At 52.0% G+C, this 21446-nt stretch carries 13 protein-coding genes; 9 read left to right on the plus strand and 4 right to left on the minus strand.

The window, feature by feature from the left end; translation table 11 throughout:
* Window positions 1-211 precede the first annotated feature (211 nt).
* From NDQ72_06030 to clpA, 3 genes are all read left to right on the plus strand, one after another.
* Window positions 212-2449: an NADP-dependent isocitrate dehydrogenase gene (locus tag NDQ72_06030; GenBank protein ID WKD29505.1), complete on the plus strand. Its 2238-nt coding sequence runs from the start codon at window positions 212-214 to the stop codon at window positions 2447-2449.
* 310 nt (window positions 2450-2759) lie between these two features.
* Window positions 2760-3104, plus strand: coding sequence for an ATP-dependent Clp protease adapter ClpS (clpS, locus tag NDQ72_06035; GenBank protein WKD30357.1), 345 nt, complete (start codon window positions 2760-2762; stop codon window positions 3102-3104).
* Window positions 3105-3242: 138 nt separating this feature from the next.
* Window positions 3243-5519 (plus strand): ATP-dependent Clp protease ATP-binding subunit ClpA, encoded by a 2277-nt coding sequence (gene clpA, locus NDQ72_06040; GenBank protein WKD29506.1) that lies wholly within the window; start codon window positions 3243-3245, stop codon window positions 5517-5519.
* A gap of 181 nt (window positions 5520-5700) precedes the next feature.
* On the opposite strand, the gene infA is transcribed toward clpA, so the two are convergent.
* From infA to aat, 3 genes are all read right to left on the minus strand, one after another.
* Window positions 5701-5919 (minus strand): translation initiation factor IF-1, encoded by a 219-nt coding sequence (gene infA / locus NDQ72_06045; GenBank protein ID WKD29507.1) that lies wholly within the window; start codon window positions 5917-5919, stop codon window positions 5701-5703.
* A 139-nt stretch (window positions 5920-6058) separates the two neighbouring features.
* Complete coding sequence (locus tag NDQ72_06050; GenBank protein ID WKD29508.1) at window positions 6059-6793, minus strand: arginyltransferase; 735 nt, start codon at window positions 6791-6793, stop codon at window positions 6059-6061.
* A 46-nt stretch (window positions 6794-6839) separates the two neighbouring features.
* Window positions 6840-7592 carry a leucyl/phenylalanyl-tRNA--protein transferase gene (gene aat, locus NDQ72_06055; protein ID WKD29509.1) on the minus strand — a complete coding sequence of 251 codons (753 nt, stop codon included), beginning with the start codon at window positions 7590-7592 and terminating at the stop codon, window positions 6840-6842.
* Between the two features lie 118 nt (window positions 7593-7710).
* Here aat and NDQ72_06060 point away from each other — a divergent pair, with 118 nt between their 5' ends.
* Window positions 7711-11178 carry a DNA translocase FtsK 4TM domain-containing protein gene (locus NDQ72_06060; protein ID WKD29510.1) on the plus strand — a complete coding sequence of 1156 codons (3468 nt, stop codon included), beginning with the start codon at window positions 7711-7713 and terminating at the stop codon, window positions 11176-11178.
* Between the two features lie 168 nt (window positions 11179-11346).
* The gene (gene lolA / locus NDQ72_06065) at window positions 11347-12000 is read left to right on the plus strand and encodes an outer membrane lipoprotein chaperone LolA (protein WKD29511.1); all 654 of its coding nucleotides are present in this window, start codon (window positions 11347-11349) and stop codon (window positions 11998-12000) included.
* A gap of 65 nt (window positions 12001-12065) precedes the next feature.
* Here lolA and NDQ72_06070 read toward each other — a convergent pair whose 3' ends face one another.
* Window positions 12066-13400 (minus strand): replication-associated recombination protein A, encoded by a 1335-nt coding sequence (locus NDQ72_06070; protein ID WKD29512.1) that lies wholly within the window; start codon window positions 13398-13400, stop codon window positions 12066-12068.
* A gap of 254 nt (window positions 13401-13654) precedes the next feature.
* Here NDQ72_06070 and NDQ72_06075 point away from each other — a divergent pair, with 254 nt between their 5' ends.
* The 4 genes from NDQ72_06075 to NDQ72_06090 all read left to right on the plus strand — a co-directional run bounded on the left by NDQ72_06075 (window position 13655) and on the right by NDQ72_06090 (window position 21303).
* Window positions 13655-14200, plus strand: coding sequence for a hemerythrin domain-containing protein (locus NDQ72_06075; GenBank protein WKD29513.1), 546 nt, complete (start codon window positions 13655-13657; stop codon window positions 14198-14200).
* Window positions 14201-14313: 113 nt separating this feature from the next.
* The gene (murI, locus tag NDQ72_06080) at window positions 14314-15111 is read left to right on the plus strand and encodes a glutamate racemase (GenBank protein ID WKD29514.1); all 798 of its coding nucleotides are present in this window, start codon (window positions 14314-14316) and stop codon (window positions 15109-15111) included.
* Window positions 15112-15168: 57 nt separating this feature from the next.
* Entirely contained in the window at window positions 15169-16281 is a 1113-nt protein-coding gene (trmA, locus tag NDQ72_06085) for a tRNA (uridine(54)-C5)-methyltransferase TrmA (GenBank protein WKD29515.1), read from the plus strand.
* 198 nt (window positions 16282-16479) lie between these two features.
* Entirely contained in the window at window positions 16480-21303 is a 4824-nt protein-coding gene (locus NDQ72_06090; protein ID WKD29516.1) for an NAD-glutamate dehydrogenase, read from the plus strand.
* The last annotated feature ends 143 nt before the right edge of the window (window positions 21304-21446 follow it).

The following is a 21446-nucleotide window of genomic DNA, read 5'->3' on the forward strand; positions in this document are numbered from 1 at the left end:
GTTCTTGAAAAGCCGCCTTTGAATCGCGTTTATGTCGTGCTGGAGTTGTCGTAATTTCCACTGAAATAACCACTGTAAAAACCACCGATTGATAACCGGGAAAGCCAAATTAAATGGCCCCGCCTGCTTCGCGGCATGGTCTCTCGTTGAAGAAGTCGCGTCGCTCAGGATCTCTATAATCACAGCGATAGAAAAAAGAGGTTAACGCAAAATGTCTAAAACGCCGAAGATCATTTACACGCTCACCGACGAAGCGCCTGCGCTCGCGACATACTCTTTGCTACCGATTATTGACGCTTTCACCGACGCTGCGGGTATCGAGGTGGAAACCCGGGATATTTCCCTGGCGGCTCGCGTTCTCTCTTTATTTCCCGACTACTTGACTGAAGAGCAGCGTATCGAAGACCACTTGGCCGAATTGGGTGCACTGGCCAAGGTTCCTGAAGCCAATATCATCAAATTACCGAATATCAGTGCTTCTATGCCGCAGCTACGGGCGGTGATCAAAGAGCTGCAAGAACAAGGTTACAAGCTGCCCGAGTATCCGGACGACCCCAGCAGCGATGAAGAGAAAGATATCAAAGCGCGCTACGACAAAGTGAAAGGCAGCGCAGTTAACCCCGTATTGCGTGAAGGTAACTCTGATCGCCGCGCTCCGAAAGCCGTGAAAGAGTACGCCCGCAAGTACCCGCACTCTATGGGGGAGTGGAGCCAGGCATCGCGCACCCATGTTTCGCACATGCATAGTGGCGACTTCTACCACGGCGAGAAGTCGATGACTCTGGATCGCGCCCGCAACGTCAAGATGGAGCTGATCACTGCCAACGGTGAAACCAAGGTGCTCAAGCCCCGGGTCGAGCTGCTGGAAGGCGAAATCATCGACAGCATGTTTATGAGCAAGAAAGCGTTGCTGGAGTTTTACGAGCGTGAAATCGAGGATGCGCGTAAGACCGGTGTGATGTTCTCATTACACGTAAAAGCGACGATGATGAAGGTCTCGCACCCCATCGTGTTCGGGCACTGCGTCAAAATTTTCTACAAGGACGCCTTTGAGAAGCACGGTGAGCTCTTCAAAGAGTTGGGTGTCGATGTTAACAACGGCATCGCTAATCTCTACGATAAAATTGCGACCTTGCCAGAATCCCAGCGTGATGAAGTCATTAGTGATCTGCATGCGTGCCATGACAAGCGCCCAGAACTGGCAATGGTTGATTCGGCTCGCGGCATCACCAACTTCCACTCGCCCAGCGATGTGATTGTCGATGCTTCGATGCCTGCAATGATTCGCGCTGGCGGTAAGATGTACGGCGCTGATGGTCGTCTCAAGGACGTCAAAGCCGTCATGCCTGAGTCGACGTTTGCGCGTATCTATCAGGAAATGATCAACTTTTGTAAATGGCACGGCGCGTTTGATCCGGCCACAATGGGTACCGTTCCCAATGTTGGTTTGATGGCGCAAAAAGCCGAAGAGTACGGCTCACACGATAAGACCTTCGAAGTGCCTGCAGATGGTGTTGCCAACATCACTGATCTGGATACGGGAGAAGTACTGCTGTCACAGACAGTGGAGCAGGGCGATATCTGGCGTATGTGTCAGGTTAAAGATGCGCCGATTCGCGACTGGGTGAAGCTGGCGGTCGAGCGCTGCCGTGATTCTGGTATGCCGACGGTGTTCTGGCTTGATCCTTACCGTCCGCACGAGAATGAGCTGATCAAAAAGGTCAAAACGTACCTCAAAGATCACGACACTGATGGCCTCGAAATCCATATCATGTCTCAAGTTCGGGCGATGCGTTACACCCTTGAGCGCGTGATTCGTGGTCTCGATACGATCTCGGTGACGGGCAACATTCTCCGCGATTACCTGACAGACCTATTCCCGATTCTTGAATTGGGCACTAGTGCCAAAATGCTCTCTATCGTGCCGTTGATGGATGGCGGCGGCCTGTTTGAAACGGGGGCCGGTGGTTCCGCACCTAAGCACGTTCAACAGCTGCTTGAAGAGAACCACTTACGTTGGGATAGCCTTGGCGAGTTCCTGGCGCTGGTTGCTTCTTTGGAACACCTTGCCAAACGTTTTGGCAACGACCGTGCTAAGTTGCTGGCGAAAGCGTTGGATGAAGCTAACGGCAAGTTCCTTGAGAGCAATAAATCACCTTCGCGCAAAGTGGGTGAGCTTGATAACCGAGGAAGCCACTTCTATCTAGCGCTCTATTGGGCAGAAGCACTAGCAGCTCAGGATGAAGACGCTGAACTAAAAACACGCTTTGCCCGTTTGGTAGAAACGCTGAAAGCCAATGAAGCTACGATCATTGACGAGCTGAATGGCGTGCAAGGCCAGCCTGTTGACCTTAAAGGCTATTACCACCCGAATGGGGAAGTCGCTAGTCAAGTTATGCGCCCGAGTAAGACGCTCAACGACGCCCTTGCAATGGTCGCAAACGGTTAAGACTTAAATCACCAGCAGTCTGCGCTGCCGCTGGGCAATACGCATGAAAACGCTGTGATATCCCTCGCCCGCCTTGGTGGGCGAGGGTTTTTTGTCTTATTTAGTATGCTAATTTTTGTATTTTCCATGAACCCTTGATGGTAACGGGCGTCTTACTTTGGAGAGCAGAATCAGAGTGATCAAATCTAGCGCAATTAATGTTAGTGCATTTCAAGCTAGGATGGATGATTCAAGCGCCGTAAGACACCACTTGCCAGCTAAGAGACGATAACCCTTGCTGCTTATGCCTACTACAGACAGCCTATGCGTCATGGCTATCCTGCACGCAGGAATGACTCGGCCAGATGCGCCTGAATATGATGATGACCTAGCCGTTCAGCCAGCTGAGCCAGAGCTTGCTCGGCCACCGTTGTACAAAGTGGTACTTCACAATGATGATTTCACACCGATGGAGTTCGTTGTTGAGGTATTACAGGAATTTTTTAATATGGATAGTGAGCAAGCGGTCCAGGTCATGCTTGCGGTGCATACCCAAGGTAAAGCGACGTGCGGTATCTTTACGCGGGATATTGCAGAAACGAAAAGTTACCAAGTCAATGAATATGCCCGCGAATGCGAGCATCCTTTAATGTGTGATATCGAAGCTGCTGACTGAAAGCGTTGAAAAAAATTAGCGATGGGCCTTGCAAGTGCGCCATTTGTACCCGATGTTGAAAGTGCCGGTCGATTAAACTGATCCGACGCAAGCCCTAGGTGGCGACACGCCCTAGGTAGTAGCGAAAAGGGGACTGCCATGCTGAGCAAAGAACTTGAACTTACCCTGAACACGGCCTTCACCGTGGCTCGCTCAAAGCGCCACGAGTTTATGACCGTTGAGCACCTGCTCCTGGCGTTGTTGGATAATGCGTCAGCAGTTGACGTGCTAAAGGCGTGTGGGGCGAATCTCGATAAGCTGCGGTCCGATCTGCAGGATTTTATTAATTCGACCACGCCATTGATTCCTGAGAGTCAGGCGGATCGCGAAACCCAGCCTACCCTTGGGTTTCAGCGCGTACTGCAACGTGCTGTATTTCATGTGCAGTCATCTGGAAAGAGTGAAGTGACTGGCGCTAATGTGCTGGTCGCTATTTTCTCTGAGCAGGAAAGCCAAGCCGTTTACTTCCTCAAGCAACAAAGCGTTGCGCGCGTAGACGCTGTTAACTATATCGCTCACGGTATTTCGAAGGTGGCTGGCCATGGGCCTGCTCCATCGCCGTCTTCTCAAGAGAGTGAAGATGCTGAAGAGGGTAGTTCTGAAGGGGCTGCGCATCCGTTAACCGGTTACGCTACCAACCTGAACGAGCAGGCGCGTCAAGGCAAAATAGATCCATTGATTGGGCGCGACCATGAACTTGAGCGCGTGGTGCAAATCCTTGCCCGCCGGCGCAAGAATAACCCGCTATTGGTTGGCGAGGCGGGTGTTGGTAAAACCGCTATCGCAGAAGGCTTAGCAAAGCGTATTGTTGAAGAAGACGTGCCGGATGTGATTGCCGATGCAGTGGTTTACTCGCTTGATATGGGAGCGTTGTTAGCGGGTACTAAATACCGCGGTGATTTCGAGAAACGCCTAAAAAGCTTACTTAGTGAATTACGCAAGCAGCCTAACGCCGTGCTCTTTATTGATGAGATTCACACCGTAATAGGTGCGGGTGCTGCCTCGGGTGGCGTAATGGATGCATCTAACTTGCTGAAACCCTTGCTTTCTTCTGGTGAATTACGGTGTATCGGTTCGACAACGTTCCAAGAGTTCCGCGGTATTTTTGAGAAAGATCGTGCCCTGGCTCGCCGGTTCCAAAAAGTGGATGTGCTAGCACCCTCTGTGGATGACACCATCAAGATCCTCAAGGGGTTACGTTCGCGCTTTGAGGAGCACCATGAAATTAAGTACACCGATGGTGCGCTAGAGAGTGCCGCTCGTTTGGCTGATCGCTATATCAATGACCGTTACCTACCCGATAAAGCCATCGATGTGATTGATGAGGCAGGCGCGCATCAGCGTATGCTGCCGCCGGAAGTGCGGACTGACACCATTGATGTTGAGCAGGTAGAAGCGGTAGTGGCGTCTATTGCGCGCATTCCGCCAAAGAGTGTTTCAAGTTCTGATCGTAAGTTGCTTGAGAAGCTCGACCGCGACTTGAAAATGTTGGTGTTCGGTCAAGATGAGGCCATCGATACTCTCTCCGCTGCCATTAAGCTTTCCCGTGCCGGTTTGAAATCACCAGATAAGCCAGTAGGTAGTTTCTTGTTTGCTGGCCCAACCGGTGTTGGTAAAACCGAAGTGGCTAAGCAGCTGGCGCATATCATGGGTATCGAACTAGTACGCTTTGATATGTCGGAGTACATGGAGCGTCATACTGTTTCACGCTTGATTGGTGCCCCGCCAGGCTATGTCGGCTATGACCAAGGGGGGCTGTTAACGGAAGCCGTCACCAAGCAGCCGCATTGTGTATTGCTGCTAGATGAAATTGAGAAGGCGCACCCTGAAGTGTTTAACCTGCTGCTGCAGGTTATGGATCACGGTCGTTTGACAGACAACAATGGCCGCGAGGCGGATTTCCGTCACGTTATCCTGATCATGACTTCTAACGCAGGGGCAGAGCAGGCATCGCGGCGCTCTATCGGTTTCCAAAGCCAAGACCACTCAACCGACGCGATGGAGGTGATTCGACGCACCTTCTCGCCTGAGTTCCGCAACCGCTTGGATGGTATTATCCAGTTCCATGCGCTGCCAACGTCTGTTGTGCGTAACGTTGTCGATAAGTTCCTGATCGAGCTACAGGCGCAGCTGGACGAAAAGCGTGTACAGCTTGAAGTCGATGATACCGCGAGAGACTGGTTGGCAGAGAAAGGCTACGATCCCGATATGGGTGCGCGCCCAATGGCCCGCTTGATCCAAGAGAAGCTGAAAAAGCCGTTGGCCGAGATGATTCTGTTTGGCGAGCTGGCTGATCAAGGCGGCATTGTGCACGTTAGCCTTGAAGAGGGAGAGCTGCATTTGTCAACGGAGTCGGAGATGGCGGATGCGCCCTGAAAAGGGCGCTAAGGCCACCTAAGTCTACATCAAGCCCTTATCTCATGCCTCACTAAAGCACAGCGCCCTGTCATCCGACGGGGCGTTGTCGTTTGCAGAGAGCGGCGCCGTACTTACGCTATATTTTCAGTCAGGATGCGTGCATGCGCGGGCAGTGTTTGCTTGTAGGCGTTACCAAGGCTTAGCGCGAGCGATAAACAATACGGCCTTTTGACAGATCGTAGGGCGTCAGCTCTACTTTTACCTTGTCACCTGTCAGGATGCGGATGTAGTTTTTGCGCATTTTGCCTGAAATATGAGCGGTAACGACGTGGCCGTTTTCCAGCTCAACACGGAACATGGTGTTGGGAAGGGTATCAACAATAACGCCTTCCATTTCAATATGATCTTCGCGTGCCATATAGGCAGATCCTCACTTATTTAACGTAATGGTTTGGTCTAATTAGTTACTTTAGTGGGCATCGTCAGATGACGATTGCCCAGCAAGCAGCGCTATATTGTGCCGTAAGCCTGCCATCAAGGCAAAAAAGCTGGCAAGTTTAGCAAATTAAAGGCCGCCAATGACGCCCGTCGAGCACCTCTATTGGGGTGAACGCGCGCTTGTAACGCATCTTACGGCACTCCTCAATCCAATACCCAAGATACAAGTGGGGGAGAGACTTTTCACCACACAGCTCAATGAGTTTAAGAATAGCAAACGTTCCCAGTGATCGCTTTTCCAAGGTCTTATCGACACTGAAAAACGTGTAAATAGCCGATAGCCCATGCTCAAGTTGATCAAATGCCGCGACCGCGACGAGCTTCCCATCCAGGTGCATTTCTAAAAGGTGTGCATAGGGTTCTTCAAGCGTTAAAAAGGTACGATACTGCTCTCGGCTCGGCGGATACATGTCACCATCAGCGTGGCGTAAGCGGATATAGTCTGCATAGAGTGCATAATGCTCTGCCTCATAGCGTGCAGGCACTACCCGTGTAGCAATATCGGCATTAAGGCGCCGGAGTTTGCGTTGGGTGCGATTAGCGCTAAAGTCGCTGATAGGAATGCGTACTGAGCGACAGGCATTGCAACCCTCGCAGTGAGGGCGGTATAGATGGCGACCGCTGCGACGAAAGCCGAGTAACGAAAGTGAGTCATAAACGCCGGGAACGGGAGATTCCTGGGGATCCAGAAACAGAGTGGTTGCTTCCTTGCCAGGAAGATAGCTGCAGGCATGGGGAACGGTTAGGAAGAAGCGCAAATCCCGCACAGGGCGGCGAGGAGCGTTACTACTCACGGCTTGCCTCCTTGCTTAGTTTGAACATGGACTAGCTTGAATACGCTTACCATTCCGGGTGATTGGCCGAAGCAATAACGTTAAGCCACGGTGATCCAGGTATAGTAGGCGCTTCATTGGTCATATTCGTTAAGTTAAATGCCTCGTTAGGCAACCACTTTTCAAGATAGTTGATGAACGTCTTACGAGCGACTGTTGTCGCACCAAGGCTCGCCAAGTGAGGTGTGTGCATCTGGCAGTCGATCAGTTTACCCTCATGGTGTTGCATGGCATGGGCTAAGTGGGCGAGGGCAATTTTAGAGGCATCGGGCACTTTCGAGAACATTGATTCACCAAAGAAAATTGGCCCCATTGCTAATCCATAAAGCCCGCCAACCAGTTGGCCATCAAGATGTACTTCAATGCTATGCGCGATGCCTAGCTCATGTAGACGTTGGTAAGCGTGACGCATATCTTGATTGATCCAGGTGCCTGGTTCCCCAGAGCGTGGCGCAGCGCATGCTTTAACAATGTTTTCAAACTGTTGATCCAGAGTGACGATAAAGCCACCATGGCGCAATCGCTTAACAAGGCTACGACGTCGTTTAAACTGTGCTGGTTGCAATACCATACGTGGGTTGGGGCTCCACCACAAAATAGGTTCATCATCGCTATACCATGGGAAAATACCCTTTCGGTAAGCGTGAATTAACCAGTGGGGGGATAGCTCTCCGCCTGCGGCAAGAAGGCCGTTCGGTGACTCGAGGGCAAGGTCGGTAGACGGAAAGATAGGCTGTGGCGATGAAAGCCAAGGTAGCATTGTTTGCTCCTGTTACTGAACACTTCGATAGAAGCGCTGTGACGGCGAAAGGATGCTCGGTATGATGCAAACTCGCAAGTGGATTAAAGACACCATTGAGGTGTAAAGGGAGAATCGCTTGAAAGTAAATAAGGCGGTAGACAAGCGAACGCAACGTAACTCGCGTCAACCATCATCAACGGCCTCAACTGGGCGAGTTAAAGCCGCAAAGGATAAAGCTCGCCGATTTGGTCTGCGCTTGCAGGGCTCGGCGCGCGAAGGCGTGGTCGTCGTGCTGCTTGCGCTGTGCGTGTTTTTGTTATTGGCACTGTTTAGTTATGACCCTGCCGACCCAGGTTGGTCTTATCAAGGGCCGGAAACGGATGTTCATAACTGGATGGGGCCTGTTGGTGCCTGGCTGGCGGACGTGCTTTATTCGCTGCTGGGAGCAAGTGCCTTGTGGTGGCCGGGAATGTTTGGTTATGCGGCCTGGTGGCTAATGAGGTCACGCCAAGTACGCTTTGATATCGATCCGGTAGCGATTGCTGTCCATACCGGAGGATTAGTGCTGCTTATCTTCGGCACGACGATGTTGGGTGCGCTGCATTTTTATCATCCTGACAGCATTTTGCCTTACGCCTCTGGCGGTATATTGGGCGAAGGGTTAGTGAGCACTCTGAAACCACTTGTCAGCAATGGTGGCGTTGGTCTTATTTCTGCTGCGCTAATCTTGATCGGTTTTCCACTGTTTAGCGGCATGTCGTGGTTACAGGTGGCTGATGAGCTTGGTCGTCGTCTGTGTAAAGTAGGGGGCTGGTTCAGCGCTCGGCGCGCTAAAGGGCGTGAGAGGCGCTCCCAGCGTGCTGCTGTGCGTGCTGCCGCGAAAGCAGCGTCTCAGAAAGTAAAAGAGAAACCACTAGCTGAATTTAAAGCGGCTAAGCCAGAGAGTGACTCGCAACGCCCAAGTCAAAAAGAAAATAGTCACCAGCAAACACCCGCCCAAGAAAGCAGCCGCGTACGTCGTGAGCCTAGTCTTTCAACGACAGATACCTCAATTCCATGGGCAGCGGCTGCATTTTCGGGTGCATTGCCTGAGGAAGAGATGCCCAAGCGTACATCCTCAACTGCGCCTGAGCAGCCTGCTCCTGAGATGGACGCCCCTCAGGATGCTCCGCCGGTTGAGCCTAATGACCGGCCGCTTGAAACCGCAGCTGAAGAGCGGCGTGAAGCTAAAGCAGAAGTTAAAACAGAAGTTAAAACAGAAGTTAAAACAGAGCCTAAAATAGAGCCTGTTGTGAACAACGATGTGGAAAAAGTTGCGGAAGACGCTGTAGAAGATGTCGAGGAAAAATTGCCTAGCGCGCCTCGCGAGGATGCTTTTGCGGTGCGCATCAAGGACGAAAGCAGCGAGCCAACACCTTCAGTACCGCTCTCCGCGAGAGAGGCAGAGCCAACGTTCGATCAGCCAGCGCGTGATGAACTAGCCGGTGAAAAAACGGCTTCTCATCCTGCGCCTAGTTTCCAGCCAGCAGAAACGCAGCCATTGCATTCATCGACAGACATATCACGCGATGAAACAGAGCCTCAAGCTACGTCTCAGGCGATGTCTTATGCAGCGCATGAAATAAAACAGCATGATGCAGCTAAGCAAGGCGACAATGTTGAACGTGAGATGGCGCCTGTTTCTACCAGCATGCCTGAACCCGAGCATACGCCGGCAATCACGCCGCGCGATGAACCTTACTCTCGCCCTGTGCATGCGACGCCCCCTGAGCCTCGTTCCGAACGGGTACCTGAAGTCGTGCCTGAACCGGTATGGGATGATGAGGAAGACGACCTCCCTGTCGCACGGCCAGCCGTTACTGCCGTGCGCCAAGAGCCAACGCTACATGATTCTGATGTATCCAGGACTGATGTATCCAGGGAAGAGGCGCCCAGGGTTGAGGTTCCCCGAGGTGCGTCTTCTGAGATGGTGGATTCAAATGACATGTCTGCCGACGTGGCCTCTTCTGAGGAAAAAGAATCTGACAATGGGCCTACTCTGTGGACCGTTGAGCATTTGCAGAGCCAGCGTCCAGCGTTTGAAACATTCGATGAGCCAGAAGGGGATGTGCCTAGTCTCCAACTGCTGACGCCTCCAGAGCCGCATGAGCCTAATTACACCGACGAGCAGCTTGCTGATATGGCGGAGCTCCTGGAAGTGCGGCTGCGTGAGTATGGTGTTAAAGCAGAAGTCGTTGATACATGGCCTGGCCCTGTTATCACCCGGTTTGAAATTAAACCAGCGGCTGGGGTGAAAGTTTCCAAAATCAGTAACCTTGCTAAAGACCTAGCACGTTCGTTAATGGTCAAGAGTGTACGTGTGGTTGAGGTGATTCCTGGTCGTCCAACGGTCGGCATTGAAATACCTAACCCCCATCGAGCGATGATTCGTCTGCGTGAAGTCATTGACTCTGACCGCTATCAACAGGAAAGCTCGCCACTGACCATGGCGTTGGGTCAGGACATTGGCGGCGGGCCCGTTGTCGCTAATCTAGGTAAGATGCCGCATCTTCTGGTTGCGGGTACGACGGGGTCTGGTAAGTCAGTGGGTGTGAATGCCATGCTGATTTCCATGTTGCTAAAAGCGACCCCAGATGAGCTCAAGCTGATCATGGTTGACCCAAAAATGCTGGAGCTGTCAGTTTACGATGGCATTCCGCACCTTTTGGCCCCCGTGGTCACGGATATGAAGGAAGCTGCAAACAGTCTGCGCTGGTGTGTTGCGGAGATGGAGCGCCGCTACAAATTAATGGCGGCAATGGGGGTGCGCAACATTGCAGGCTTTAATGGTCGTTTAGATGAGGCTGAGAGTGCCGGCGCACAAGTTGCCGACCCGCTTTGGGAGCCGCAGCCTTGGGAAATGCATCAGACGCCGCCAATCCTTGAAAAGCTGCCCTACATCGTGGTGGTGATCGACGAATTCGCCGACATGTTTATGATCGTCGGCAAGAAAGTTGAAGAACTCATTGCGCGTTTGGCACAAAAGGCGCGTGCCGCGGGTATCCACCTGATTTTGGCTACTCAGCGCCCCTCTGTTGATGTGGTGACGGGGCTGATTAAGGCGAATATTCCGTCGCGAATGGCCTTCCAGGTATCGTCTCGGATTGATTCGCGTACCATTCTGGATCAGGGGGGCGCCGAGAGCCTGCTCGGCCATGGTGATATGCTTTACTTACCCGCTGGCTCAGGGCCGCCTAACCGGATTCATGGTGCTTTTGTAGACGATGACGAAGTGCACCGGGTCGTGGATGATTGGAAGCGACGTGGCGCGCCTGAGTACATTGAAGAGATTTTGTCAGGCGGTGTCACTGCCGATGCACTGACGGGGCTTGAGGCAGAGGGTGTCGATGGCGATGATGCTGAGCAGGATGCGCTTTACGATGAGGCGGTTCAGTTTGTTACCGAAACACGTAAAGCTTCAATATCTGCCGTTCAGCGTCGCTTCAAAATCGGCTATAACCGCGCAGCGCGCTTGGTGGAAGCAATGGAAGGTGCCGGTGTGGTTACCTCTATGGGCTCTAACGGTGCCCGTGAAGTGTTAGCACCGCCCCCGATAGGCCACTGACTTATCTGTTAATGAGTGCCCGACGCTTGGTTCAATAATGCAATAAGCGTGAAAGTCGCGCCGTAGGTGAAACCCTGCGGCGCGTTTTGCGTCTGAGAGGCTACATGGATCGTCTTAACGCTCCTTGCCTCGTCCGCTATTCGGCAATGACTGCCTAGGGAGAATATAATGCGCGATACACATACTCGACGCTCATCAGCGTTAGCGTTAGCAGCCAGTGCGCTAGGGTTAGCCTTTGCATCGCCTATTGCGTGGGCAAACGAGGCTGCAGAGCGCCTTACGGAGCGGCTTGACCCGCTTGAGAACTATCAAGCGACGTTTGAACAGCAAATTCTGGACGGTGGTGGTGAGCGTTTACAGAGCGCGCGTGGAGAAATGTGGCTCTCGCGCCCTGGCATGCTACGTTGGGAAGTCGATGCGCCTTATACGCAAGTCGTCGTCTCGGATGGTGATGATGTTTATCTCTATGACCCTGATCTTGAGCAAGTTACCATTCAGGCAATGGATGACCGGGTCACGCATACCCCCGCGCTGTTGCTCTCAGGCAGTGCAAGCGATTTAACTGCTAGCTATGACGTATTTCATGAGCAGCAGAACGGTGATGACGTGTTTACGCTGATTCCCATCTCAGCGGATACGTTATTCGAAGAGCTGAGCATGGTCTTTGACAATCAGACCTTAACGCAACTGTGGATGATGGACAGTACTGGTCAGCGCACCGCGATTACGTTTAGCGACATTACTCGTAACGGTAGTATTGACCGCAGCTTATTCAATTTTGATATTCCTGAAGGCACTGATGTTATCCGCGAAGAGCTGTAAAAAAATGGTGTGAGACGAGCAGTACACGCTCGTAATAATGTCGCACGATGACTAGATCAGGCACCTTAAGGTGCCTGATCTGCCTCTAGGTCCTGCTGTTCCCGCCACGCCATTATCTCACCAAAGCGTTTCTCCTGACCAAAGACGCTCGGTTCATAAAATCGTGCTTTAGGTAAGTCATCAGGCCAACAGTCATGAGCGCTGCCAGCAGGGTAGCCATAGGGTTCGTTATGCGCGTAGCGATAGCCTTGGCCATGTCCTAACTGCTCCATCAATTTGGTGGGAGCGTTGCGAAGATAGCTGGGAACTTCCAACTGTGGTTGCTGCTGCACAAACTGCTGTGCAGCCTTCCAGGCACGATCAATACGATTACTTTTTGGAGCAACCGCTAAATGAATGGCAGCGTGGGCAATCGCTCGCTGACCCTCATAATCGCCTAAACGTAAGTAGGCATCCCAGGCAGCAATGACCAGGGGCAGTGCTCGTGGATCAGCATTTCCTACATCTTCTGAGGCAATTGCCGTTAAGCGGCGCACGATATCAAGCGGGTCGCCGCCGCCCTGTAAAAAGCGTGCCATATACAGCAGAGCCGAATCAGGACGTGATGAGCGAATTGATTTATGAATTGCTGATAATAAATCGTAATAAGCGTCACCCTGCTTATCAAAGGCGCTTGATTGATGACCTACCACATCGGCTAACACCGCTTTGTGTAGTACCTCTTTATCACCATGTTGTTCAGTAAAGTCGCAGGCCGTTTCTAGTAGTCCCAGCGCGCGACGCGCGTCGCCTGCACTGGCATGAGCAAGTGCCTCTAATACTCCCTCGTCCATCTCGATGCGGCGCTTCCCCAGGCCATGTTCAGCATCGTTTAATGCCTGAGACAACACCTGGAGAAGTTCGTCATGGCTCAGCGGTTTAAGTACATAAACCCGAGCACGGGAAAGTAGCGCCGAGTTGACCTCAAAAGAGGGGTTTTCTGTTGTTGCGCCGATCAGTGTTAGCAGGCCGGACTCCACATGGGGCAGCAACGCGTCCTGTTGACTCTTGTTCAAACGATGAATTTCATCTAAGAATAGAAGCGTGGGCGATGTGCGTTGCTGTGCTCGCTCTACTGCTGAACGAATTTCTTTCACACCGGCCATGACGGCACTTAAATGCTCAAGATGAGCGCCAGAAGCGCGGGCTAGTAACTCTGCTAGCGTGGTTTTCCCCACACCAGGTGGCCCCCATAAAATCATTGAGCGTACGACACCAGACTCTGCCATTCGACGTAGCGGTTTTTCAGGCCCCACTAATGCTTGCTGGCCGACGTAATCGTTAAGGGTTAGAGGGCGCATACGGTAGGCAAGGGGCACGTCTTCACTTGTGGTAACGGACGCGCGGTCAAAAAGATCCATATAAACGTTCCCTATAAATTTCCAGCGTAAATCTTGCTGTTGAACAATCAACGATTAACACGTGTCTGTGGTAAATAATGTAACGTCGGGCTACCTTTGGGCATAACCGACGGATAAGCGCCTGCTTGCCTAGGTAATGCCAAAGGCGCATGGTAACGATTAACACCAGTGTAGTTGAACCCAGCTCATGCCATGCGCCTAAGCGTTAGCAGGCAATGGGCGAAAGGTAAGGCACTTACAAAGGAGACGGCAAGATGTTAAACCAACTGCGTCTAGATCATGCCAACATGGCGCGAATGCTCCATGTGTTGCAGCTGAAACAAAAAACACTCGTGAGTGGTGAACGGCCCGACTTCCAGTTGATGCGTGAGGTGGTGGACTACATTTTGTCTTATATGGATGGTTTTGCTTCTCCGCTGGAAAAAATCTGCGTGGAACGTCTGCAAAAGCAGGCCCCTGAGCACCTTCCATTGATGGAGCAAATGGCCAGTGACTATCGTAAATTAAAGCCACGCCTGTCTCGTTTATCCAATGATATTGACATGATTCTAATGGATAACGTGCTGCCCATGGATATTTTTGCAGAGGCGTTGAAAGCGTACCTTGATGCACACCGTGCCTATCTCCGTCATGAGAGAGAGGGTCTGTTCCCGTTGATAGATGAGCATTTCAGCGAAGAAGATATGGAGGAGCTTCGTCAAGCGCTACCTGAGGGAGCTGAACAAGAACTAGAGCGCCTACAGCAAGCGTACCCCGAACTTTACGCTGAATTGCGTGGTGCCGAAGTGCCATCAATGTAGCGCGTAAGCTGATCATTCAAGGTGTAACGGGGCGTGTTAAACTAACGCCCCGTTTTTTATTGGCGGCTTGAGGAGGGTGGCATGTACAACGCGTATTGGATGGTTAAGCAGTGATGTCAGGGCCTGTACTACTGTTTGATTCAGGTGTGGGCGGCCTTTCTGTTGCCCATGCACTTCGCCAGCATTACCCGCATCTGGCAATGTGTTATGCCTGTGATAATGCGTGGCTACCTTATGGTCTACGTGATGATGTGACGCTCTCCCAGCGTATTGTCTCAGTATGCAAAGCGGCAGTAGATGCCTGTCAGGCGAGTGTCTTGGTAGTTGCCTGTAATACCGCTAGCACTCTAGCGTTAGAGGGATTGCGTGCAGCGTTAGATATTCCGGTTGTTGGAACGGTGCCTGCTATCAAGCCTGCTGCGTTGAGTAGTCAGACACGTCACATTGGCTTGCTCGCCACAACGGCGACCGTCAATAGGCCGTATACTCAGACGTTAATTAATAGTTTCGCGAGTGACTGTGTGATCACCAGGGTGGCAGCAGGTGAGCTTGTCACCGAAGCGGAAGCGTGGCTATCCGGCATACCGATTAACCAGCAGCGATTAAACCTAGCGTTAACACCTTTATGGCAGGCTACCCAGACTAACCCAGCACTCGATACCGTTGTGCTTGGCTGTACCCATTTTCCACTGCTCAAAAATGAGCTAATCCGGCTGTCGCCGGTACCCTTGGTGTGGGTGGATTCTGGCGATGCAATTGCCCGCCGGGTAGGGCAAGTGGCACCGACCATAGCCAACAGCGCCCAAGATGGGCGTTGCTTCACGACAGCATCCGCGTCGCAACTTACTAACGGGTTGGCACGCTTTGGTTTTCACGCGCCACAACGATTAACGATTCCTAACGCGGTGTAGTCCCTCTGTTAGGTTGTTTGTTTTTATTGATGTTATTTACTTAAATGAGGAACTACCTTGGCGATCCCCAGTGTAGAACCAGAACGCTACGCCGAACAGCTCGCTGAAAAGCAAGCCTACGTGGAGAAAACCTTTGCAGCGTTCACCACGCCCACGCTTGAAGTTTATCCCTCACCGTCGAGTCACTATCGGCAACGCTGCGAATTTCGTATTTGGCATGAAGATGATGACCTCTTCTACGCCATGTTTGAGGTCGATTCGGATAATCCTAAAAACAAGCGTGTCGTGCGTTTGGATCAGTTTCCCGTCGCCAGTGAGCATATCAATGCGCTGATGCCGCGTCTGCGAGAAGCGTTTCTTGCCAGCGATGAACTTCGTCGGCGCTTATTTCAAGTTGAGTTTTTAACCACGTTGTCTGGTGAAGCCTTGGTGACGCTTATCTACCACCGCCCGCTAGGCGAGGCCTGGGAAGCCGAAGCGCGCGCACTGGAAGAGGCGCTTGGCATCATGATTATTGGCCGTTCTCGCAAGCAGCGCTTGGTGCTAACCCGAGATCATGTGTGGGAGCGCTTAACAGTTGATGGTCGTGAGCTGGTTTATCAGCAGGTCGAAAACAGTTTTACTCAGCCAAATGCGCATATCTGCCAGACCATGCTTAGCTGGGCCAGAGAGGCCACCGCTGGGCGACAAGATGAAGACTTGGTGGAGCTTTACTGTGGTAACGGTAACTTTACCATTGCGTTAGCAGATAACTTCCGCCGCGTTTTGGCGACTGAAATTTCGCGCACCTCGGTTGCCAGCGCTAACGTCAACCTTGACGCTAACGGTGTAACCAATGCTCAGATCGCAAGAATGTCCGCTGAAGAGTTCGCCCTGGCGCTAAAGGGCGAGAAAACAGGTCGCCGAGTGACGGAGATGGCGTTGGATGCGTATGAGTTTTCCACCGTGCTAGTCGATCCACCAAGAGCGGGTCTGGATGCCGAGAGTTGTCATCAAATCAGCGAATACGCTCAAATCGTCTATATTTCATGCAATCCTGCAACGCTAGCCGAAAACTTAACCATACTGACTCAAACACACCATATTGAACGGTTCGCGCTTTTTGATCAGTTTCCGTTTACCGAGCATTGTGAATGCGGTGTATTACTCACACGAAAGAGCGCTGGGTAATTGAGAAATTGCCGATAATGCTTAAGGGCTCTTGTCAATAGTGCTTATGATGCATAAGCGGCATACACCATGAATAACCTGTCAGATGGTTAGGGGGATAAGCAACGGTAGCGTAAGCTAGTGGATAGTGTGGCCTAAAGGCCTATTGTCCTTCGTTTTTTTGGCCTAAATTGTGGCCCCAGGCAGTCGAGGTGATGGATGCATTACGTTGCGATTGAAGAGAGTCGGCGGGATCTTTTGAAGCAGCTACAAGAGCGATTGGATGCGCGACTGGAGCCGGAGCGAGCGGCAGATATCGAAGCCTTTGCTCGCCACTTCTACGCCACGGTACCCGTTGAAGACTTGGTTGACCGGCGTTTAGACGACTTGTATGGGGCCACACTGTCAATTTGGCAGTTTTTACAGCATCACGATCCCAAAAATCCCAAGGTGCGCATTTTCAACCCCGACTTTGAAGAGCATGGCTGGCAGTCAACCCACACCTTCGTTGCCGTTTTGCACGAAGATATGCCATTTTTGGTTGATTCGGTACGGATTGAGCTTAATCGTCGCGGACTGACGGTTCACGCTATTCAGAATGCTGTGCTTGCCGTGGCGCGTGATGGTCAGCATCAGCTCAAAGCACTTGCCTCGCCAAGAGATGAAAATGCGCCTGATGCGCGTGAGTCGCTGATGGTCATTGAAGTGGATCGCCACTCGGATCCTGAATCGCTGGCCAAAATTGAGAATAAGTTACATGAAGTTCTACGTGATGTTAGAACCGCCGTCAGCGATTTTGACGAGATGTGCGGTCAAATCACGTCGGCTATTCAAGAGTTAGAGAAAAACTGCCCCCCGCAAATTGATCCTGACGATCATGAAGAGGCCATCGCATTTTTAGAGTGGCTGCTCAAAGACAACTTTACCTTCCTGGGTTACGACGAGTACCTGCTGGAAGGCAAAGAGCTGCAGCGCGACCCCAATAGTGTTCTGGGGGTTTTCCGCCTTGATCAGCCGCGTTACCGCGAGCGTATCCGCACTGAAGAGGGGGTTGATGAAAATGGCGACTACGTGCTGGTACCCCAGCTACTGTCGTTTGCGAAAAGCGCGCATCACTCCCGAGTGCATCGCCCCACATACCCAGACTATATTACCGTTGATCGCTATGACGACGACGGCAATGTGATCGGCGAGCGGCGCTTCTTTGGCTTGTTCACATCTACGGTTTATAACGAATCGCCACGCAATATTCCGCTGCTGCGTCGCAAGTTGAAAGCGGTGATGGATATTGCCGGGTTTAACCCCCAGGGGCATAACGGCAAACAGTTGTTGCAAGTGTTGGAAGTGTATCCGCGTGATGACCTATTCCAGATCAGCACCGAATCCCTGGCCAGTACGTCACTCGGTATTCTTAACATCCGCGAACGCCGTCAAGTGCGCTTGTTTATTCGCGCGGACGTCAGCGGTAAGTTCTACTCCTGCTTAGTCTTTGTTCCAAGAGATGTGTTCTCTACCGACCTGCGCCAGCGCATACAAACGATGCTATGCGATGAACTAGACGCTCATTTTGGCGACTTTAATACCTATTTGTCAGAGTCGGTTTTAGCCCGTATTCAGCTTATTCTGCGCTTTAATGGGGAAGGGCCAAGCGAATATGACCTTAAGCGCTTAGAAAGCAAAGTGGCGCGTTTGGCACGTAGCTGGCGTGATGAGCTTCAAGAAGCAATGATCGAAGGGTTTGGTGAAGAGCGCGCCAACCACGAAATGGATCACTTCCATGATGCATTTTCGGCCAGTTACCGAGAAGATTTCAACGCGCGCACAGCAGTGTTTGATGTTCAGCATCTACTGACCCTGGATAGCGGTGACGATCTCTCGTTGTCACTTTATCGCCCCTTGGAAGAGCAAGCGGGCGGTATGAACTTAAAGCTTTTCCATCGTGAAACGCAGATCCCGCTGTCTGATGTGCTGCCGATGATGGAAAACCTGGGATTGCGCGTTATCGGCGAGCGCCCTTATGACATTAATGCCCCGCAGCAGCGTTACTGGATTCATGACTTCGAACTGGAACATAGTCGCGCAGGCGTTAATTTAAGTGAAATGCGTGACACCTTCAGCGAAGCGTTTAAGCGTATATGGGCCGGTGAGGCGGATAACGACGCTTTTAACCGTCTAATAATTGGTGCTGGCCTTGATTGGCGTGAAGTAGCCATGCTGCGCGGTTATGCCCGTTACCTTAAGCAGATTCGCTTTGGTATGTCGCAGGATTACATCGCGGCTACTCTAGCTAATTATCCGGTAATCACCCAGGCGCTTGTTGAGCTATTCCGGTTGCGCTTTGATCCCAAGCATCAACCAAGCAGCTTAGATGACTGTATTGCTCGTTTAAATGAGAACCTGGAAAGTGTCGCCAGCCTTAATGATGACCAGTTGCTGCGTCGCTTTATGGAGCTTATTCAAGCGACTCTGCGCACTAACTACTACCAGAAAGCGGATGATGGCCGTTTTAAAGACTATATCTCCTATAAACTGGAGCCCTCGAAAGTCACGGGCATGCCCAAGCCCCGTCCGGCGTTTGAGATTTTTGTCTGTTCACCCCGCGTAGAAGGTGTTCACCTACGTGGCGGTAAAGTCGCTCGCGGTGGCTTGCGCTGGTCAGATCGCCACGAAGATTTCCGTACGGAAGTGTTGGGTCTGGTAAAAGCCCAGCAGGTAAAAAATGCGGTTATCGTGCCCGTGGGAGCTAAAGGCGGTTTCGTATGCAAGCGCATGCCAGAAAATGCTGATCGTGAAACCCAGCAAAAAGAAGGTATCGCCTGCTATAAAATCTTTATTCGCGCACTGCTGGATGTCACTGACAACCTAGTGGGTGGTGAGGTTGTGCCTCCGCAAAATGTGGTTCGCCATGATGGCGACGACACCTACCTTGTCGTTGCAGCCGATAAAGGGACCGCAACTTTCTCGGATATCGCAAATGAGATATCCATAGAGTATGGCCACTGGCTCGGGGATGCCTTTGCTTCTGGCGGTGCTAACGGTTACGACCATAAGAAAATGGCGATTACCGCGCGTGGTGCCTGGGAATCCGTCAAGCGTCACTTCAAAAACCTTGACGTGAATACCCAACAAGATTTGTTCACGGTAGTGGGCGTTGGCGATATGGCCGGCGATGTTTTCGGCAACGGCATGCTGCTGTCGGATAAAATCCAGCTGGTAGGCGCATTTAACCACCTGCATATTTTTGTCGATCCAAACCCAGACGCAGCAGCTGCTTTCGCCGAGCGCAAGCGCATGTTCAACCTGCCGCGCTCCAGCTGGGAAGACTACAATGCTGAACTGATTTCACAGGGGGGCGGTGTCTTTAGCCGCAGCGCGAAATCGATCCCGATTACCCCGGAAATGCAGCAGGTGTTTGGTATCGAAGAAACGCGCCTTTCACCCAATGATCTGATCCGTGCCATGCTGAAGGCCAAGATTGATCTGTTGTGGAACGGTGGTATCGGTACCTATGTGAAGAGCTCCGATGAAACCGACGCTGACGTGGGCGACAAAGCCAACGACGCGCTGCGTATTAACGGTGCTGAGCTGAATTGCCGCGTTGTTGGTGAGGGCGGAAACTTAGGCTTGACCCAGCGTGGCCGGATGGAAGCGGCCGCTAAAGGTGTGCGCGTTTATACAGACTTTATCGATAATGCGGGTGGGGTTAACTGCTCTGACCATGAGGTCAATATCAAGATATTGATTGATGAAGTGGTTAAGCGTGGTGACATGACCGACAAGCAGCGTAACCAGCTGCTATCCGATATGACCGAGGAAGTTGCTAACCTAGTCATTCTCGATAACTATCGTCAAACCCAAGCGCTGGATCTGTCCGGAATTCTGTCTCTCCAAGGCATGGGGCCATACCGTCGCTTTATCAGTGAGCTTGAGTCAGCCGGTCAAATTGATCGTGAATTAGAGTTCTTGCCTGCCGATGATGTGCTTAAAGAGCGCGCCAGCCATGACCAGGGTATGCGGTTACCTGAGCTGTCAGTGCTGATTTCTTACGCTAAGAGCACCCTGAAAGGCGATTTGATCAACTCTGATGTGCCGGATGATCCCTACATTCATCGTCATTTAGAACGCTTGTTCCCTGAGGTGTTGACGGAACGCTACCAGACCGAGATGTACGACCACCGTCTGAAGCGTGAAATTGTTGCCACCCAAGTGGCCAACGATCTCGTTGACCACATGGGTATCGTCTTCGTTCGTCGTCTAATGGACTCTACCGGCGCGGGTCGAGCTGATATTGCTCGTGCTTACGTGGTCGCTCGAGACGCGTTTAACCTGACGGCACTGTGGGAACAGATTGAGGCGCTGGACAACCAAGTGCCGAACCGTGTGCAGTACTCAATGATGCTCGACTTGATGCGCATGATTCGCCGCGCGACGCGCTGGTTCCTGCGTCAGCATTTGGGATTGTCGACCCAAGATACAATTGAGTACTTCGGACCTCGCCTTGCTCAACTGCAAGAAGGGATTGGTGAACTGCTCAGCGGAGAAGAGCAGGCTACATGGCGCAAGCGTTGCGACGAGCTGCTAGAAGCAGGTGTGCCCGAAGCGCTAGCCTCTACGGTGGCTGCGTCGCCTAGTCTCTATGCAGGTTTGGGCATTATTCACGCAGCGCGGGTCACCAATGAGAAGCCTCAGCGTGTGGCCGAAGTGTTCTACGAAATTGGCAGCCGTCTAGAGCTACCCTGGATTATACAGCAGGTGACCCAGCTGGAAGTGCGTGATGCGTGGCAAGCGCAAGCGCGAGAAACCTTCCGTGACGATATTGATCGCCAGCAACTGGCACTAACGACCAGTGTTCTGAAATTGGAAGCGGGTAGTCGTGACACCCAAGAGCGTGTGGCTCAGTGGCTTGAGCAGCACGCCGAGCTACACCGCCGCTGGTGCCACTTGATTGATGAAGTGCGCGGTGGCAGTGAAGGTGGCTTTGCACTGTTTGCCGTCGCCGTACGTGAATTGGTTGATCTTGCTGAAAGTGATAGCGAAGCGTAAGTCGCAAGCTAGCTATCGACTTGCTCGATAAGTAACACCACCTACCGCGTCCTGAATCAGGGCGCGGTTTTTTTTATGACGGTTCTTGAGACCGTTCTTGAGACTGCTCTTGTGATCGTTTTTTCACGGCAGCGCCTTTCTCG

Source organism: Halomonas sp. KG2 (assembly GCA_030440445.1).
In the GTDB taxonomy this organism is placed as follows: Bacteria; Pseudomonadota; Gammaproteobacteria; order Pseudomonadales; family Halomonadaceae; genus Vreelandella.

What these genes read in the sequence shown, in the direction of transcription:
- NDQ72_06030 (WKD29505.1), top strand. Translation starts at nt 212, where the DNA reads ATGTCTAAAACGCCGAAGATCATTTACACGCTCACCGACGAAGCGCCT.
- clpA (WKD29506.1), top strand. Translation starts at nt 3,243, where the DNA reads ATGCTGAGCAAAGAACTTGAACTTACCCTGAACACGGCCTTCACCGTG.
- aat (WKD29509.1), bottom strand. Translation starts at nt 7,592, where the DNA reads ATGCTACCTTGGCTTTCATCGCCACAGCCTATCTTTCCGTCTACCGAC.
- NDQ72_06090 (WKD29516.1), top strand. Translation starts at nt 16,480, where the DNA reads ATGCATTACGTTGCGATTGAAGAGAGTCGGCGGGATCTTTTGAAGCAG.
- infA (WKD29507.1), bottom strand. Translation starts at nt 5,919, where the DNA reads ATGGCACGCGAAGATCATATTGAAATGGAAGGCGTTATTGTTGATACC.
- NDQ72_06075 (WKD29513.1), top strand. Translation starts at nt 13,655, where the DNA reads ATGTTAAACCAACTGCGTCTAGATCATGCCAACATGGCGCGAATGCTC.
- murI (WKD29514.1), top strand. Translation starts at nt 14,314, where the DNA reads ATGTCAGGGCCTGTACTACTGTTTGATTCAGGTGTGGGCGGCCTTTCT.
- lolA (WKD29511.1), top strand. Translation starts at nt 11,347, where the DNA reads ATGCGCGATACACATACTCGACGCTCATCAGCGTTAGCGTTAGCAGCC.
- clpS (WKD30357.1), top strand. Translation starts at nt 2,760, where the DNA reads ATGGCTATCCTGCACGCAGGAATGACTCGGCCAGATGCGCCTGAATAT.
- NDQ72_06070 (WKD29512.1), bottom strand. Translation starts at nt 13,400, where the DNA reads ATGGATCTTTTTGACCGCGCGTCCGTTACCACAAGTGAAGACGTGCCC.